The 17950-nt window shown below is 62.3% G+C and carries 16 protein-coding genes; all 16 read right to left on the bottom strand.

The window, feature by feature from the left end; all coding sequences use genetic code 11:
- Positions 1–103: 103 nt before the first annotated feature.
- Entirely contained in the window at positions 104–1015 is a 912-nt protein-coding gene (gene lpxC / locus ACW9IN_RS08475; RefSeq protein WP_457365444.1) for a UDP-3-O-acyl-N-acetylglucosamine deacetylase, read from the bottom strand.
- A 112-nt stretch (positions 1016–1127) separates the two neighbouring features.
- On the bottom strand, positions 1128–2324 hold the full coding sequence (gene ftsZ / locus ACW9IN_RS08470) for a cell division protein FtsZ (protein WP_457365443.1): 1197 nt from the start codon (positions 2322–2324) through the stop codon (positions 1128–1130).
- Positions 2325–2397: 73 nt separating this feature from the next.
- A complete protein-coding gene (ftsA, locus tag ACW9IN_RS08465) occupies positions 2398–3660 on the bottom strand; it encodes a cell division protein FtsA (protein ID WP_457365442.1) in 1263 nt (420 codons plus the stop codon).
- Between the two features lie 15 nt (positions 3661–3675).
- Positions 3676–4545 (bottom strand): cell division protein FtsQ/DivIB, encoded by an 870-nt coding sequence (locus ACW9IN_RS08460; protein WP_457365441.1) that lies wholly within the window; start codon positions 4543–4545, stop codon positions 3676–3678.
- 4 nt (positions 4546–4549) lie between these two features.
- Positions 4550–5506: a D-alanine--D-alanine ligase gene (locus ACW9IN_RS08455; protein WP_457365440.1), complete on the bottom strand. Its 957-nt coding sequence runs from the start codon at positions 5504–5506 to the stop codon at positions 4550–4552.
- On the bottom strand, positions 5503–6948 hold the full coding sequence (gene murC / locus ACW9IN_RS08450) for a UDP-N-acetylmuramate--L-alanine ligase (RefSeq protein ID WP_457365439.1): 1446 nt from the start codon (positions 6946–6948) through the stop codon (positions 5503–5505). The genes ACW9IN_RS08455 and murC overlap by 4 nt, the downstream gene beginning before the upstream one ends.
- A complete protein-coding gene (murG, locus tag ACW9IN_RS08445; RefSeq protein ID WP_457365438.1) occupies positions 6941–8011 on the bottom strand; it encodes an undecaprenyldiphospho-muramoylpentapeptide beta-N-acetylglucosaminyltransferase in 1071 nt (356 codons plus the stop codon). The genes murC and murG overlap by 8 nt, the downstream gene beginning before the upstream one ends.
- Positions 8001–9224, bottom strand: coding sequence for a putative lipid II flippase FtsW (ftsW, locus tag ACW9IN_RS08440; RefSeq protein ID WP_457365437.1), 1224 nt, complete (start codon positions 9222–9224; stop codon positions 8001–8003). The genes murG and ftsW overlap by 11 nt, the downstream gene beginning before the upstream one ends.
- Positions 9221–10567 carry a UDP-N-acetylmuramoyl-L-alanine--D-glutamate ligase gene (gene murD, locus ACW9IN_RS08435; RefSeq protein WP_457365436.1) on the bottom strand — a complete coding sequence of 449 codons (1347 nt, stop codon included), beginning with the start codon at positions 10565–10567 and terminating at the stop codon, positions 9221–9223. Before murD ends, ftsW begins: the two co-directional genes overlap by 4 nt.
- A 6-nt stretch (positions 10568–10573) precedes the next feature.
- On the bottom strand, positions 10574–11656 hold the full coding sequence (gene mraY / locus ACW9IN_RS08430) for a phospho-N-acetylmuramoyl-pentapeptide-transferase (RefSeq protein ID WP_457365435.1): 1083 nt from the start codon (positions 11654–11656) through the stop codon (positions 10574–10576).
- Entirely contained in the window at positions 11656–13026 is a 1371-nt protein-coding gene (locus tag ACW9IN_RS08425; protein ID WP_457365434.1) for a UDP-N-acetylmuramoyl-tripeptide--D-alanyl-D-alanine ligase, read from the bottom strand. The genes mraY and ACW9IN_RS08425 overlap by 1 nt, the downstream gene beginning before the upstream one ends.
- Positions 13019–14482: a UDP-N-acetylmuramoyl-L-alanyl-D-glutamate--2,6-diaminopimelate ligase gene (locus tag ACW9IN_RS08420; RefSeq protein WP_457365433.1), complete on the bottom strand. Its 1464-nt coding sequence runs from the start codon at positions 14480–14482 to the stop codon at positions 13019–13021. The genes ACW9IN_RS08425 and ACW9IN_RS08420 overlap by 8 nt, the downstream gene beginning before the upstream one ends.
- Positions 14482–16224 carry a peptidoglycan D,D-transpeptidase FtsI family protein gene (locus tag ACW9IN_RS08415; RefSeq protein ID WP_457365456.1) on the bottom strand — a complete coding sequence of 581 codons (1743 nt, stop codon included), beginning with the start codon at positions 16222–16224 and terminating at the stop codon, positions 14482–14484. The genes ACW9IN_RS08420 and ACW9IN_RS08415 overlap by 1 nt, the downstream gene beginning before the upstream one ends.
- Positions 16224–16517: a cell division protein FtsL gene (gene ftsL / locus ACW9IN_RS08410; RefSeq protein ID WP_003188663.1), complete on the bottom strand. Its 294-nt coding sequence runs from the start codon at positions 16515–16517 to the stop codon at positions 16224–16226. Before ftsL ends, ACW9IN_RS08415 begins: the two co-directional genes overlap by 1 nt.
- On the bottom strand, positions 16514–17461 hold the full coding sequence (gene rsmH, locus ACW9IN_RS08405) for a 16S rRNA (cytosine(1402)-N(4))-methyltransferase RsmH (protein WP_457365432.1): 948 nt from the start codon (positions 17459–17461) through the stop codon (positions 16514–16516). Before rsmH ends, ftsL begins: the two co-directional genes overlap by 4 nt.
- Positions 17458–17913 (bottom strand): division/cell wall cluster transcriptional repressor MraZ, encoded by a 456-nt coding sequence (mraZ, locus tag ACW9IN_RS08400; RefSeq protein ID WP_457365431.1) that lies wholly within the window; start codon positions 17911–17913, stop codon positions 17458–17460. Before mraZ ends, rsmH begins: the two co-directional genes overlap by 4 nt.
- Between the last annotated feature and the right edge of the window lie 37 nt (positions 17914–17950).

Genomic DNA, 17950 nt, shown 5'->3' with positions numbered 1-17950 from the left:
TTACGGCGGGACTTTCACCCACAAGATTGCGCCCATGCTGGGCGCACATAAAAAAAGGCCACCCGAAGGTGGCCTTTCAAAACTAAAGAAAGAGAGTTGTTACTTACACCGCCGCAACGGGACGCATGTAAGAGATCGGTGCGGTGCTGGCATCTTCGAAGGTCACGACTTCCCAAGCGTCTGTCTGCTCAATCAACTTGCGCAGCAGCTGGTTGTTAAGGGCGTGGCCCGACTTGAAGCCTTTGAACTCGCCTATCAGGCTATTGCCCAGCAGGTAGAGGTCACCGATTGCATCGAGGATCTTGTGCTTCACGAATTCGTCTTCGTAGCGAAGGCCGTCTTCGTTCAGTACACCATCCTTGTCGACCACAATGGCGTTTTCAACGCTGCCGCCGAGTGCGAGGTTGTGCTTGCGCAGGTACTCGATGTCACTCATGAAACCAAAGGTACGGGCGCGGCTGACTTCTTTTACGAACGAAGTGCTGGAAAAATCCACGCTTGCACTTTGGGTGCGGTCACGGAATACCGGGTGATCGAAGTCGATCTCAAAGCTCACTTTAAAGCCTTCGAACGGGACGAAGGTGGCGCGCTTGTCGCCATCAACTACTGTCACTTCCCGCAGAATGCGAATGAACTTCTTGGCTGCGTCCTGTTCTTCCAGGCCGGCAGATTGAATCAAGAATACGAAGGGGCCAGCGCTGCCATCCATGATCGGGACTTCGGACGCGGAGAGCTCGACGTAGGCGTTATCGATGCCCAGGCCAGCCATGGCCGAGAGCAAGTGCTCCACCGTGTCCACTTTGACGTCACCGTTGACCAACGTGGTCGACATTGTGGTTTCGCCAACGTTTTCCGCGCGAGCAGGAATCTGCACCACAGGGTCCAGGTCGGCACGCACAAACACGATGCCGGTGTCGACAGGTGCAGGCTTGAGGGTCAGGTATACCTTCTCCCCGGAGTGCAGACCTACACCTGTGGCACGAATAATATTCTTCAGAGTGCGTTGTTTAATCATGGCTTGGACCGCTTCAGCGCAAATTGCGAACTGGTATCAACAAAGGCTGGCGATAATAGCAGACCAGACCTTTGCTGAACACCAATCACCTTCATAGCCCTGATACATTCCATTAATCGGCCTGACGACGCAGGAAAGCCGGGATGTCCAGGTAGTCCAGATCGTCTTGCGGATTCGGGCTACGGGACGCCGCTGCACCGGCCTGAGCCTGATTGCGCATCACGGTCGGACGGTCCAGGTCACGGTAGTTCACCGACGGCTGTTCCTGGCGCACAGGCGCTGGAGCGGCTGCCGACTGGCTGGCCTGGCTGTTGTGCAGGGTGTTGTCGATGACCTTGACAGGCTTCTCGATCTTGGCACCCAGGCCGGTGGCAACCACGGTCACGTGCAGTTCGTCGCGCATGTCCGGATCGATCACGGTACCCACCTTGACCATCGCGTGCTCGGACGCAAAGGCTTCGATGATGCTACCCACGTCGGAGTACTCACCCAGGGACAGGTCAGGACCGGCGGTGATGTTCACCAGGATGCCGCGTGCGCCTTGCAGGTTCACGTCTTCCAGCAACGGGTTGCGGATGGCCGCTTCGGTGGCTTCGCGTGCACGGTTCGGACCGCTGGCGCAGCCAGTGCCCATCATCGCCATGCCCATTTCGCTCATCACGGTACGCACGTCGGCAAAGTCGACGTTGATCATGCCCGGGCGCTTGATGATGTCGGAGATACCGCGAACGGCACCGGCCAGTACATCGTCAGCCTTGGCGAAAGCGGACAACAGGCTCGCGTCCTTGCCCAGGATGGTCAGCAGCTTCTCGTTGGGGATGGTGATCAACGAGTCGACGCTTTCGGACAGCATGCGGATGCCTTCGTCGGCGATCTGCATACGCTTGCGGCCTTCGAACGGGAACGGACGGGTCACCACCGCAACGGTGAGGATGCCCATTTCCTTGGCCACTTCGGCGATGATCGGCGCAGCACCGGTACCGGTACCACCGCCCATGCCGGTGGTGATGAACACCATGTTGGTACCGGCCAGTACTTCGGCGATACGCTCGCGGTCTTCCAGTGCAGCCTGACGGCCCACTTCAGGGTTGGCGCCAGCACCCAGGCCCTTGGTCACGGCGGTGCCCAATTGCAGGATGGTGCGTGCACCGATGTTTTTGAGGGCCTGGGCATCGGTGTTGGCGCAGATGAACTCGACGCCTTCAATGTTGCTCTTGACCATGTGGTTGACAGCGTTGCCGCCGCCACCGCCGACACCGATCACTTTGATGACCGGGCTTGCGGGGATGTTGTCTACGAGTTCGAACATGTTCCCTCTCCTTTCATTTCTCTAGTTTTTTCGCCTACTGCTTACAACGGTGCTGCGGTGTCGCGGTAAATCGTTAGAAGTTGCCCTGGACCCAGCTTTTGATCCGGTCCAGCAACGGCGCTTTCTCTTCGTCGTCGCTGCGGTAGCTTTCGCGGTTGCTGGGGCCCGACAGGGAAATGCCGTCGGTCTGCTTTTGCAGCCCGTACAACAGCAGGCCCACGCCGGTGGAATAGATCGGGTTGCGCACCACGTCGCCCAGGCCCTTGACGCCGTGAGGCACGCCCAGGCGGACCGGCATGTGGAAGATTTCCTCGGCCAGCTCGACCGCGCCTTCCATCTTCGACGTACCGCCGGTCAGCACAATGCCAGCCGGGATCAGGTCTTCGTAGCCACTGCGACGCAGCTCGGCCTGGATCAGGGTGAACAGTTCGTCGTAGCGCGGCTCGACCACCTCGGCCAATGCCTGGCGCGACAGCTCGCGCGGTGGACGGTCGCCCACGCTCGGCACCTTGATGGTTTCACCGGCACCGGCCAGCTTGGCCAGGGCGCAGGCGTAGCGGATCTTGATTTCTTCGGCGTACTGGGTCGGGGTACGCAACGCCATGGCGATGTCGTTGGTGACCTGGTCGCCGGCAATCGGGATCACGGCGGTGTGACGGATCGCACCCTCGGTGAAGATCGCGATGTCGGTGGTACCGCCGCCGATGTCCACCAGGCACACGCCCAGTTCTTTTTCGTCGTCGGTGAGTACCGAATAAGCGGACGCCAGTTGCTCAAGAATGATGTCGTCGATTTCCAGGCCGCAGCGGCGTACGCATTTCTCGATGTTCTGAGCGGCGTTGACGGCGCAGGTCACCACGTGGACCTTGGCTTCCAGGCGCACGCCCGACATGCCCAGAGGCTCGCGAACGCCTTCCTGGTTGTCGATCACATAGTCCTGCGGCAGGGTGTGCAGCACGCGCTGGTCAGCCGGGATCGCCACGGCCTGGGCCGCGTCGAGCACGCGTTCAAGGTCGGCCGAGCTGACTTCACGGTCGCGGATCGCCACGATGCCGTGGGAGTTCAGGCTGCGGATATGGTTGCCGGCCACGCCGACGAACGCCGAGTGGATCCGGCAACCGGCCATCAGCTGCGCTTCTTCGATGGCGCGCTGGATAGATTGCACGGTGGACTCGATGTTCACCACCACGCCCTTCTTCAGGCCCCGGGACGGATGCGTGCCAATACCGACGATTTCGATCGCGCCGTCTTCCCCGACCTCGCCCACCAGCGCCACCACCTTGGAGGTGCCGATATCGAGACCGACGATCATTTTGCCGCTTTGCACGTTTGCCATGGGTCCTGCCTCTTCTTAATTCTTCGCGACCGCGGGTTGCGCGGTCGTGGGCGCAGCCGGTTCACGCCAGCCGACGGCCAGGCCGTTGGCGTAACGCAGGTCGACGCTCGCAATGTTCGTAATCTGTTCTTTCAAGGTTTTTTCATAGATGGCAATAAAGCGGCGCATCTTCTCCACCAAGCGGTCGCGTCCCAGCAACAACTGGATGCCCGGGCCGGAACTGCCTGCCCCGGTCGTCAAAAACCAGCTGCCCCGTTCACGCAGTTCCAGGCGTGCGATGGAGAAGCCCAGTGGCCGCAGCATCTGGCTCAAGGCCTGGTACTGCTGCATCACTTGCTGTTGCGCCCGCTGCGGCCCGAACAGCTGTGGCAGGTGCTCGTAGTTGGCCAGCTCACGCGGGGTGAACGCCTGGCCCTGGTTGTTCAACAGCGCTTCGTCACCCCAACGGGCCACGGGCAGTTGTTCTTCCAGGCGGATCGTCACCTGGTCCGGCCATACCCGGCGGACTTCGGCATGGGCGATCCACGGCATCTGTTCCAGCTCCGAGCGCATGCCAGCCAGGTCGATGGTGAAGAAGCTCGCCGACAGGTAAGGGCCGATGCGCTGCTGTACCGCTTGCTGGCTGATGTAGCTCAGGTCGCCCTGCACGCTGATCTTGGTGATCGGCCGGTCGGCATACGGCAACAGACGCTGGGCGCCCTCGTAGGTTCCGAAGCCCAGCACCACCAGCAACACCGGCCAGAACAGCGCCTTGAGGAAACCAAAGTTGGGTTTCGGCAGGCGCGCCGACATCGGCTCTTTAGCCACCATTCGGCTGGCACCCCGTGGCACCGGCTTGCGGCTCGGTGCTTGTGGGGGCTGATGACGAAGCGATGCGCCGTTCATGTGCTTAGCCTCGAGGCTCGATGCTGGCTGCAAGGATCGACAGCACCAACTGCTGGAAATCCAGACCGGCGGCACGAGCAGCCATGGGGACCAGGCTGTGGTCGGTCATCCCTGGCGCGGTGTTGACTTCCAGGAACCAGAAATTCCCTTGCTCATCCTGCATCACGTCTGCCCGCGCCCAACCGGCGATACCCAGCGCCTCACAGGCTTTCGCCGTGAGGTCCATCAATTCCTGTTCTTTGGTTGCGTCAAGGCCGCACGGGATCCGGTACTGGGTATCGGAAGCCAGGTACTTGGCGTCGTAGTCGTAGAAAGTGTGCGGTGTGCCCAGGGCGATGGGCGGCAATACCTGGCCACGCAGGGTGGCGATGGTGTACTCGGGACCGGAAATCCACTGTTCCACCAACACTTGCGAATCGTAGGTACTTGCCGCTTTCCATGCGTCGATCAATTCGGCGGCCGAGTTCACTTTGGCCATGCCGATACTGGAGCCTTCATGGGCAGGTTTGACGATCAAAGGCAGGCCCAGTTCCTTGGCGGCCAAAATACAATCGTCTTCGCTGCACAGAACACTGTGACGTGGGGTTGGAATGCCCAGGCTGTGCCACACCTGCTTGGTGCGCAACTTGTCCATGGCCAGTGCCGACGCGAGGATGCCGCTGCCGGTGTAAGGGATACCGGCGCACTCCAGCAGGCCTTGCATGCTGCCGTCTTCACCGCCACGGCCGTGGAGGATGATGAAGGCGCGGTCGATCTTTTCGGACTGCAGGCGGGCGAGGAAGTCGTCGCCCACGTCGATGCCGAACGCATTCACGCCGGCGCTTTGCAGGGCTTCGAGCACCGCGTTGCCGGACTTGAGCGACACTTCGCGCTCGGCGCTCTTGCCGCCGAACAGTACGGCGACGCGACCGAAGTCGGCGGGCGCGATTGTCGAAAACAGGGAGCCGTAGTCAGTGGTCATTTCGACGCTCCCTTGGCAGCGGCAAACAGCGGGCTCGCCAGTAGCTTGGGCGCAAGGCCGCCAATATCACCGGCGCCCTGGCACAGCAGGATGTCACCGGCCCGCAGCAGCGGCTTGACGATGGGCGCCAGGTCCACGCCACGCTCGATGTAGATCGGGTCCAGTTGGCCACGCTGACGGATGCTGTTGCACAGCTTGCGGCTGTCGGCGCCCGGGATCGGGTCTTCGCCCGCCGGGTACACCTCCATCAGCAGCAACACGTTGGCGTCGGCCAGCACATTGACGAAGTCGTCGTACAGATCGCGGGTGCGGCTGTAACGATGCGGCTGGTAGACCATCACCAGACGGCGCTCCGGCCAGCCACCGCGCACGGCCTTGATCACCGCGGCGACCTCGGTCGGGTGGTGACCGTAGTCGTCCACCAGCATCACGTCGCCACCGTCCACCGGCAGCTGGCCGTAGACCTGGAAGCGGCGGCCCACGCCGGCAAAGCGCGACAGGCCTTCGACGATGGCTTCATCGCTGACGCCCTCGTCGGACGCAATGCAGATGGTCGCCAGGGAGTTGAGCACGTTGTGGTTGCCCGGCATGTTCACCGAAACGTCCAGCGGTTCGCGGTCCGGGCGCAGCACGGTGAAGAAGGTTTGCATGCCGTGTTGACGCACATTGATGGCGCGCACGTCGGCATCTTCGCTGAAGCCGTAGGTCACGGTCGGGCGCTTGACCAGCGGCAGGATCTCGCGCACCACCGGATCGTCCAGGCACACCACGGCCAGGCCGTAGAACGGCAGGTTGTGCAAGAACTCGACGAAGGTTTTCTTCAGCTTGTTGAAGTCGCCATCGTAGGTAGCCATGTGATCGGCGTCGATGTTGGTGACGACTGCGACCAGCGGTTGCAGGTGCAGGAAGCTCGCATCGCTTTCATCGGCTTCGGCGATCAGGTAGCGGCTGGTGCCGAGCTGGGCATTGGTGCCCGCAGCGTTCAGACGGCCACCGATCACGAAAGTCGGGTCCAGGCCACCGGCGGCGAACACCGAAGCGATCAGGCTGGTGGTGGTGGTCTTGCCATGGGTGCCGGCCACGGCGATGCCATGGCGATAGCGCATCAGCTCGGCCAACATCTCGGCGCGCGGCACCACGGGAATGCGGCGCTCGAGGGCGGTGGCCACTTCCGGGTTGGAGGTGTTCACGGCACTGGACACCACCAACACGTCCGCCTCGGCGGCGTTCTCGGCGCGGTGGCCGATGAAGATCTGTGCACCGAAGGTCTTCAGGCGATCGGTGACCGGCGACTCTTTCAAGTCCGAGCCGGAGACCTGGTAGCCCAGGTTCAGCAACACTTCGGCAATACCGCACATGCCCACGCCGCCGATCCCGACGAAGTGGATGCGACGGATACGGCGCATTTCCGGTTGCGGCATGGCTTTCTGATTCTCAACCATGGGCCACCTCCAGGCAGATATCGACCACGGTGCGGGTTGCGTCAGGTTTAGCCAGGCGGCTTGCGGTGCTCGCCATGCTGTTGAGTCGTTCCGGTTGCATCAAAACCTCGGTCAGGCGTGCGGCCAAATCGGCGGCGCCAGTCGTTCTTTGCGGCAGCAGGACGGCAGCGCCCTCCCCGGCCAAATATTCGGCGTTGCGGGTCTGGTGATCGTCGATCGCATGGGGCAAAGGCACCAGCAAGGACGGCAGACCGGCGGCGGCCAGTTCACTGACGGTCAACGCACCAGCGCGACAGACCACCAGGTCGGCCCAGCCATAGGCATGGGCCATGTCTTTGATGAAGGGCTGCACATTGGCCTCCACACCGGCTTCGCGATAACGCGTGGCGGTGACTTCATCGTGATGCTTGCCGGCCTGATGGAAGATCTCCGGGCGCAGCTCCACGGGCAGCTGCGCCAGCGCTTCCGGCAGCAATTTGTTCAGCGGCTCGGCGCCCAGGCTTCCGCCCAGGATCAGCAGGTGTGGCTTGCGCCCCTCCAGGGCCTGGCGGGCGATGTCCATGAACAGCTCGGTGCGCACCGGGTTGCCGGTGGTGCGCAGTTTGTCCGAGGCGCCGAAGGTCTTCGGGAACGCCTCGCAGACCCGGGCGGCCAACGGCACCAGCAAACGGTTGGCCGTGCCGGCGACGGCGTTCTGTTCGTGCACGATCACCGGCACGCCGGCCAGCCGGGCTGCGACGCCACCCGGGCCGGTCACATAACCGCCGAAACCGAGCACACACACCGGTTTCAATTCACGAATCACCTTGCGCGCCTGCCACACCGCCTTCAGCAACACGAACGGTGCCTTGAGCAGGGACAGCTTGCCCTTGCCGCGCAGGCCGGTGACATTGATCAGGTGCAGCGGCAAGCCGGCGTTCGGCACCAGCTCGTTTTCGATACCACGCGGCGTCCCCAGCCAATGCACGGTGTAGCCACGGCTCTGGAATTCCCGCGCGCACGCCAGGGCCGGGAACACATGCCCCCCGGTGCCGCCCGCCATGATCAGCACGTTAGCGCCCATGGATCGGCTCCTCGGCAAAATCGCTCTCGCTGAATTCCATCTCTTCGCTGCCCAGGTGGGTACGACTCTCCCACTCGATGCGCAACAACAGGCCGAGACAAGCGCAGCAGATCACCAACGAACTGCCGCCATAACTGAGGAACGGCAGGGTCAGGCCCTTGGTCGGCAGCAAGCCGACGTTCACACCGATGTTGATCAGGAACTGGCCGATCCACAGGAACGACAAGCCGTAGGCCACATAGGCGGCAAAAAACTGTTTGGCCTTCTCGGCCCACAAACCGATGTACATGCCGCGCACGCACACGAACACGAACAGCGCGACGGTGCACAGTGAACCGACCACGCCCAACTCCTCGGCCAATACCGAGAACACGAAGTCGGTGTGCGCCTCGGGCAGGTAGAACTGCTTCTGCACACTGTTGCCCAGGCCCACGCCCAGCCATTCGCCGCGACCGAAAGCGATCAGGGCCTGGGTCAACTGGTAGCCGGAACCGAACTGGTCGGACCAGGGGTCGGTAAAGGTAATCAGACGGGCCATCCGGTAAGGTTGCGCCTGGACCAGGATCGTCACCGCCGCCACCGCCAGCACCACCATCAAGGTAAAGCGGAACAGACCGACACCGCCGAGGAACAGCATCGCCGCCGCCGCCCCCATCATCACGACGGTGGCACCGAAGTCGGGCTCCATCAGCAACAGACCGGCCATGGGCAGCAGCACAATGAACGGCTTGAAGAAGCCCATCCAGCTTTCGCGTACTTCTTTCTGGCGCCGCACCAGGTAGCCCGCGAGGTAGACCACCACGAACACCTTGGCGATTTCCGACGGCTGCACGTTGAAAGCCCCGAAACCGATCCAACGCATCGAACCGTTCACCTCGCGCCCGATGCCGGGCAGGATCACCATGATCAGCAAACCGAACGCGCCGATCAGCATCAGCCAGCCCAGGCGTTGCCAGGTGGCGATAGGAATCATCATCGTCACGATGCAGGCGCCGAGGCCAAGCACCAGGTACACCAGGTGACGGATCATCATGTACAGGGTGTTGCCCGACTGCACGGCGGCCACTTCGGAGGACGCGGAGGTGATCATCACCAGGCCCAGGCCCAGCAGCGCCAGGCAACCGGCGAGCATCGGGAAATCGAGGTCGATACCGCGCCCGGTAATGATCGGCGACGGGTACGGCTTGATGATGTTTCTGAGATTGAGGCTCATGCCAAGGCCTCCACGCCGCGGGCGAACAACTGGCCGCGTTCTTCGTAGTTCTTGAACATGTCGAAGCTGGCGCAGGCTGGCGACAGCAGCACCGCATCGCCCGGCTGAGCCAGGGCCTTGCACTGGGCAATCGCGTCGTCCAAAGACGTGGCACGCACTTGCGGCACGGCCTCCCCCAACGCCGCAGCGATCAGGTCGGAGTCGCGGCCCATCAGCACCACGGCGCGGCAATGCGCGGCGACCGGGGCCTTGAGGTCCTTGAAGTCGGCGCCCTTGCCATCGCCACCGGCGATCAGCACCAGCTTGCCTTCGATATCCGCACCCAGTCCTTCGATGGCCGCCAATGCGGCGCCCACGTTGGTGGCCTTGGAGTCGTTGTAATAGCTGACGCCGTCCAGGTCGCGAACCCACTGGCAACGATGCTCGAGGCCGCCGAAGGTGCGCAGGCTCGACAACATCGCGTCGAACGGCAAGCCGACCGCATGCCCCAGCGCCAGGGCGGCCAACGCATTGGACTGGTTATGGGCGCCACGGATTTTCAGCTCGCGCACCGGCATCAGGTTCCGGAATTCGAAGGCCAGGTATTTCTCGCCGTTCTCTTCACGGATGCCGAAGGCTTTGAAGTCGGGCTTGCTCAAGCCGAAGGTCCAGCACGGCAGGCCCTCGCCCATCAACGGACGGCTCAACGCATCCTGACGATTGACCACCACCTGCCTGGCCCCCCGGAAGATCCGGTGCTTGGCCAGGTGATAGGCCGGCAGGCCGCTGTAGCGGTCCATGTGGTCTTCACTCACGTTCAGTACGGTAGCCACTTCAGCGCCCAGGTCGTGGGTGGTTTCCAGCTGAAAGCTCGACAGTTCCATCACGTACAACTCGACGTCGTCGCTCAACAAATCCAGCGCCGGTACGCCGAGATTGCCGCCCACCGCCACGCGCTTGCCGGCCGCAGCCGCCATCTCGCCGACCAGGGTGGTCACGGTGCTTTTCGCGTTGGAACCACTGATTGCCACGATCGGCGCCTTCGCGTTACGCGCAAACAGGTCGATATCGCCGGACAGCTTCACGCCACGGGCCGCCGCGGCTTGAAGGGCCGGTGTGGCCAGGGCCAGACCAGGGCTCACGTAGAGCTCGTCGGCGCGACACAGAAACTCGACGTCCAGCTCGCCACAACGCACTTCCACGTGCGGGTAGTCACGGCGCAGCGTGACCAGCTCCGGTGGATTTTCCCGCGTGTCGGCCACAGCAAACGGCTTGCCCCGGCTCGCCAGGAAGCGAACCAGGGACATGCCGCTCTTGCCGAGGCCGACAACGATGCGGAAGTGGTCTGAAGCGATCAGGGACACTCGTTTCTACCTCAGTTTCAGGGTGGCAAGGCCGATCAGCACCAGAATCACGGTGATGATCCAGAAACGGACGATCACACGCGGCTCGGGCCAACCCTTGAGTTCAAAGTGGTGGTGAATCGGCGCCATGCGGAACACACGGCGCCCGGTCAATTTGAAAGAGGCCACCTGGATGACCACCGACAGGGTTTCCATCACGAACACACCGCCCATGATGAACAGCACGATTTCCTGGCGAACGATCACCGCGATAGTGCCCAAGGCCGCGCCCAGCGCCAGCGCACCGACGTCGCCCATGAAAACCTGCGCCGGGTAGGTGTTGAACCACAGGAAGCCCAGGCCCGCACCGATCAGGGCGCCGCAGAACACGATCAACTCGCCCGCGCCCGGGACATACGGGATCAGCAGGTATTCGGCGAATTTCACGTTACCCGACAGGTAGCAGAAGATGCCGAGCGCGCCGCCCACCATCACCGTCGGCATGATCGCCAGGCCGTCGAGGCCGTCGGTAAGGTTGACCGCGTTGCTGGAGCCAACGATCACGAAATAGGTCAGCACCATGAAGCCAACGCCCAGCGGAATACTGGCGTCCTTGAGCATCGGGATGATCAGCGTGGTTTCCACGGCGCTGGGCGCGGTGGTGTACAGGAACACCGCGGCGGCAATGCCGAACACCGACTGCCAGAAGTATTTCCAGCGGCTTGGCAGACCCTTGGAGTTTTTCTCGATCACCTTGCGGTAGTCATCCACCCAACCGATGGCGCCGAACAGCAGGGTCACCAGCAACACCACCCAGACATAGCGGTTGTGCAGGTCGGCCCACAGCAGGGTGCTCACGCCGATGGACGACAGGATCAACGCGCCGCCCATGGTCGGGGTGCCGGATTTGGACAGGTGCGACTGCGGGCCGTCATTGCGAACCGATTGACCAATTTGCAGGTTCTGCAGGGTGCGGATCATCCACGGCCCCAGGAACAGCGACAGAGACAGCGCGGTCAGCACACCCAGAATCCCGCGCAGGGTCAGGTACTGAAAGACCGCGAAGCCTTTGTAGAACTGTTGCAGATACTCAGCCAGCAGCAGCAGCATTAATGTTTCTCCGTACTTGAGCCACACAAGGCCGCGACGACGTTTTCCATCACCGCGCTGCGCGATCCCTTGATCAAAATGGTTGTGTGTTTGTCGTGTTCAGCGCCTGTCAGGGCCTGAATCAGCTCGGCCTGGGTCGCGAAATGCCGCGCGCCGGACCCGAAAGCGTTGACGGCGTGAGCCATGTTCGTACCGACGGCGTAAAGCGCGTCCACTTTGCCGACCGCATAAGCACCGACCTCGCGATGGCCTTGTTCGGCCCAGTCGCCCAGCTCGCCGATGTCGCCCAGGACCAGAACCTTGCGACCGCTGAAACCGGTGAGCAGATCTACCGCCGCATTAATGGACGAGGGGTTGGCGTTGTAGGTGTCGTCGATCACGCGCATGCCGTTGGTGGCCAACTGCGCCACCGTGCGGCCCTTGACCGGCTGCACCGCGCCCAGACCCGTGGCGATACCGAACAGCGACACGCCCAGGGCGTACGCGGCAGCGGCGGCGGCCAAGGCATTGGCAACGTTGTGATTGCCCAGCAGATTCAGTTGCACATGCTCGTTGCCTTGCGGGGTGTGCAAGGTAAAGGACGGGCAACCACGGGCATCCACATTGATGTCGGATGCATGGAAATCAGCGGCGGCATTGAGCACGGCAAATGTCAGGACCTTGCGCCCGGCGGCGCGTACACGCCAGGTCTCGAAGGCCTTGTCGTCCAGGTTCAATACCGCAGTGCCCGAGGCATCGAGGCCCTCAAGGATTTCACCCTTGGCCTGAACGATCTTTTCCGGGCCGCCGAACTCGCCGACATGGGCGGTTCCGGCGTTGTTGATGATGGCCACGTGGGGTTTGGTCAGCGCCACGGTGTAGGCGATTTCGCCGATGCGCGAAGCACCCAGCTCGATCACCGCTGCGGTGTGTTCCGGGGCCAGTTCGAGCAGAGTCAGGGGCGCACCGAAATCGTTGTTCAAGTTGCCACGGGTCGCCAGCACCGGACCGCGCGTGCGCAGGATACCGGCGAGCAATTCCTTGACCGTTGTCTTGCCACTGGAACCGGTGACGGCCGCCACTGGCTTGTCAAAAGAGGCACGGTTGAGTGCGCCCAACTGGCCGAGGGCCAGGCGGGTGTCCGCCACCAGCAGTTGCGGCAAGGTGGAATCAGCCACCTCGCGCTGCACCAGTGCACCCACGGCACCTTTGGCGGCGACATCGTTAAGGTAATCGTGGCCATCAAAACGCGGGCCGGCCAGAGCAACGAACAACTGGCCCGGCTTGATGTTGCGGCTGTCGATGCTGACACCGTCGAAGCTGCAATCACTCGACAGCACGCGGGCCGACAAGGCCTGGGTCAGTTCGCTGAATTTCAGTGCCTTAAGCATGGGCAACCTCCCAGGCGGTCAGGGCGCGATCAGCTTCGACCAGGTCGGAGAACGCATGGCGCTCGCCGTTGATTTCCTGATAGTCCTCGTGCCCTTTACCAGCCAGCACCACGACGTCATCGGCACTGGCGCTGGCGATCAATTGGGCGATGGCTGCACCGCGACCTGCCACAAACGTGGCCTTGGACGCATCTTTAAAGCCGACGCGGATGTCATCGAAAATCGTGCTTGGGTCTTCGGTGCGCGGGTTGTCGTCGGTGACAAGCACACCATCGGCCAGGCGCTCGACGATCTCGGCCATCAACGGACGCTTGCCGCGATCGCGATCACCACCGCAGCCGAACAGGCACAGCAATCTGCCCTTGGCGTGGGGGCGCAGCGCGAGCAGGACTTTTTCCAGTGCATCCGGTGTGTGCGCATAATCGACCACCACCAGCGGCTGCGTGCCGCCTCCCAGGCGCTGCATGCGACCGGCCGGGCCTTCCAGCTTCGGCAGCACCCGCAGGATTTCATCCAGGGCGTAGTCCAGGCCGAGCAAGGCCCCGATGGCGGCCAACACATTGCTCAGGTTGAAGCGACCGAGCAAGCTGCTGCGCAGATGGTGCTCGCCCTGCGGCGTGACCAGTGTGGCGCGCACGCCTTCGTCATTGAACTGGGCTTCGCGGCAATACAGGTAGGCGCTGGCGTCTTCCAGGCTGTAGCTGATCAGGCGTGATTCGCGGTCCTCGGCAGCCAACTGGCGACCGAACTCATCATCCAGGTTCACCACCCGGCACTTCAGGTCATTCCAGGCAAACAATTTGGCCTTGGCGGCGGCGTACGCTTCCATGGTGCCGTGGTAGTCCAGGTGGTCGCGGGACAGGTTGGTCATCACCGCCACGTCGAACGCCAGGGCGGTGACGCGGCCTTGGTCCAGACCGTGGGACGACACTTCCATGGCAACCGCCTTGGCGCCGGCCTTTTTCAGGTCGCCCAGGGTCGCTTGCACGGCAATCGGGTTCGGCGTGGTGTGCAGGCCGCTTTGCAGCGCACCATAAAAGCCGGTACCCAGGGTGCCGACGATGCCACAGTGCTGGCCCAGCAGATCCAGGGCCTGGGCAATCAGTTGCGTCACGCTGGTCTTGCCGTTGGTACCGGTCACGCCCACCAGGTTGAGCTGACGGCTCGGGTCGCCATAGAAACGCCCGGCGATGTCCGACAGTTGTTTGGCCAGCCCTTTCACCGGAATCAACGGTACGTCGGTGATCGGCAGCACGGTGGCGCCTTCGACTTCATAGGCCACCGCCGCCGCACCGCGCTGAAGCGCGTCGGCAATATGGGCACGGCCGTCGTACTTGCCACCCGGCACCGCCAGGAACAGGTCACCGGCGCGTACATTGCGGCTGTCCAGGCTCAATTCGCGAATCAGCAGATCACGGCCGGCGTGGGCGAAAATCTTGTTCAGGCTAAGAGACATCAGCCGCGCCCTCCATTGGCTTTTACTGCAGCGGCCGGTGGTCCGGCGTTCGCCTGTTGGGTCGGCGGCAGGTTGTCAGGGGTGATGTTCATCAGGCGCAGGGTGCCGGACATCACTTTGCTGAACACCGGCGCCGATACCAGGCCACCGAAGTAGCCGGCCTTGCTCGGCTCATCGATCACGACGACGATGGCGTAGCGTGGGTCGCTCATCGGGCCGAAGCCGGCGAACAACGAACGGTAGGAGTTTTCGGCGTAGCCCTTGGTGCCCACCGACGTCTTACGCGCAGTACCCGACTTGCCAGCCACGTGATAAGCCGGCACCTGGGCACGGAATACGCCGCGCGGCGCTTCGATCACTTGTTGCAACATGCCCTGCATGGTCTTGGCGACGTTTTCCGGGATGATCTGCGTCGCTTTCGGCGCTTCGTCGACATGGATCAGGCTCAGCGGCACCATGCGGCCATTGTTGGCCAGCACCGAGAACGCGTGAGCCAGCTGGATAGCGGTCACCGAGAGGCCGTAACCATAGGAAAGCGTGGCCGTCTCGGCCTTTTTCCAGTCGCGGTAGTTGGGCAGGTTACCCACGCGCTCGCCGGGGAAATCCAGACCGGTGGGTTGGCCCAGGCCGATTTTCTGCGCCAGGTGATAAATGGTTTCGCCGCCGATATCGAAGGCGACCTTACTCATGCCCACGTTACTGGAGTTGATCAGGATACCTGTCAGATCCAACACCGGACCCTCGGTACGGGACACGTCGCGAATGGTGTATTTACCCAACTGCAACGTACCCGGATACACCTCGACCTTGTCGGTGGGTTTCCAGCGACCGGTCTCGATGGCGGCGCTCATGGAGATGGCTTTCATGGTCGAGCCCGGCTCGAACACGTCGATCATGGCGCGGTTGCGCATCATCGCCGGTTGCAGGTTGCGACGATTGTTCGGGTTGTAGGTCGGCTGGTTGACCATGGCGAGGATTTCGCCGGTCTTGACGTCCATGATCACCAGGCTGCCGGCCTTGGCGCCGTTTTCGATGATCGCGTTACGCAGCTCGCGGTTGGCCAGGTATTGCAGACGCAGGTCAATCGACAACGCCAAGGGCTTACCGGCCTTGGCGTTTTTGGTGACCTGGACATCCTTGATCAGTCTGCCACGCCGATCCTTGATGACTTGTCGTTTGCCGGGCACCCCGGCCAGCCATTCATCGTAGGCCAGTTCCACCCCTTCGCGGCCGTGGTCATCGATGTCGGTGAACCCCACCATATGCGCGGTGGTTTCACCCGCCGGGTAGAAACGACGGAATTCCTCGATGCCGTAGACACCGGGGACTTTAAGGTCGAGCACTTGCTGGCCTTGCTCGGGCGTCAGGCCACGAACCAGGTAGATGAACTCTTTGTTGGCCTGAGCTTCCAGACGCTCAGCCAGGGCTTTTGGATCCTGACCAAGAGCCGCCGCCAGCTCCGGCCACTTGTCCTTGGCGACCTGCAGTTCCTTGGCGTTGGCCCATAGGGTGGTCACCGGCGTACTGACGGCCAGAGGCTCACCGTTACGGTCGGTGATCAGGCCGCGGTGCGCTGGAATGGGAATATGACGCAGGCTGCGGGCATCGCCCTGACCGATCAGGAAGTCACGGTCGACCACTTGCAGGTCGATGATCCGCCAGGCAATCGCACCCACCATCAGTGCCAGCAAGCCAAGCACCAGGCGGAAGCGCCAGGGGTAGAGTGCGCCTTCGAGCTTCATCATGGCGCCACCATGCGCACTTCAGCTGCGCCGGGGATGTGCATTTTCAATTGCTCGGTGGCCAGCACTTCGATACGGCTGTGGGCCGTCCAGGTGCTTTGTTCCAGGATCAGCCGACCCCATTCCGCCTGAGCCTTGTCTCGCACACTCAATTCCCCGTACAGGGTGTTGAGCAATTGACGGTTCCAGTGAGCGCTGTAGGACACCGCAATCGCGGACACCAGCACGCCGACAAACAGCAGCAACATGAAGAAGCTGCCGCCCGGGAGGGGCTTGGCGAAGAGCTTGCTCACCGCAACTTCTCCGCAACACGCATGACAGCACTGCGGGCACGCGGGTTGGCCTTGAGTTCGGCTTCGGAAGCGAACTGCGCTTTGCCATGGATTTTGATTTTCGGCACAAAGGCGTCGAAACGCACCGGCAGGTTGCGCGGCAGGTTATCGGACTCGCCCTTGACCAGACGACGCATGAACAGCTTGACGATGCGGTCTTCAAGGGAGTGGAAGCTGATCACCACCAGGCGACCGCCTACTTCCAGCGCCTCGAGGGCAGCCTCGAGGCCTGCCTCCAGATCGCCCAATTCATTGTTGACGTGAATGCGCAGCCCCTGGAAAGCACGGGTAGCCGGGTTCTTGCCCTTCTCCCAGGCAGGGTTGGCGACTTTCAGCACTTCGGCCAGATCGGCGGTGCGTTCGAACGGCTGGATTTCACGACGCTCGACCACGGCACGGGCCATGCGCCCGGCGAAGCGCTCTTCGCCGTACTCCTTGAACACACGGGCAATTTCTTCGTGGGGTGCGGTGGCGATGAACTGCGCAGCACTGATGCCCCGGGTGGGGTCCATGCGCATGTCGAGGGGGCCGTCGTTCATGAAGCTGAAGCCGCGCTCCGGGTCATCGAGCTGAGGCGAGGACACGCCCAGGTCGAGCAGAACCCCGGCCACCTTGCCTGCCATGCCGCGCTCGGCCACTTCCGCGCCCAGCTCGGCAAAGCTGCGCTGTACAACGACAAAGCGGCCGTCTTCGGCCGCTAGCGCTTGCCCGGTGGCAATCGCTTGAGGGTCTTTGTCGAACCCGAGGAGTTTTCCGTCGGACCCGAGCTGGCTGAGTATCAACCGACTGTGCCCGCCCCTGCCGAACGTACCGTCCAGATAGCAGCCATCCGCGCGTACGGCGAGAGCCTCAACGGCTTCGTCGAGCAGTACGGTGATGTGGTTAAAGCCGCTATCAATAGTCACAGGATCAAATCACGCAGTTCATCAGGCATGGCGCCCGGTTGTTGAATAGCCGCCAGGTCAGCTGCAGCCACAGCATCCCAGGCATCTTCGTCCCACAATTGGAACTTGTTCAGTTGGCCCACCAGCATCGCGCGCTTATCCAGCTTGGCGTACTCGCGCAAACGCGGCGGCACCAGAAAACGACCACTGCCATCGAGTTCGAGGTCGACGGCATTACCGATCAGCAAACGCTGCAGGCGGCGGTTCTCTTCACGCAATGAAGGCAAGGCGCGCAACTTGGTTTCGATCAACTCCCACTCATCGAGCGGGTAAACGCATAAACAGGGATCAACGGCATCGATCGTGATGATCAACTGTCCGGAACTTCGCGAAATGAGCTCGTCACGATACCGGCTCGGCATGGCGAGACGGCCTTTTGCATCGAGACTGATAGCGTTAGCTCCGCGAAACACAGATGCATTTCTCCAAATTTTAGCGTTTTACGTTCAA

It is taken from the genome of Pseudomonas sp. SDO5271_S396 (assembly GCF_054071795.1).
Note: the sequence above shows the minus strand (reverse complement) of the source record. Positions and strands in the feature narration are given on the sequence as shown.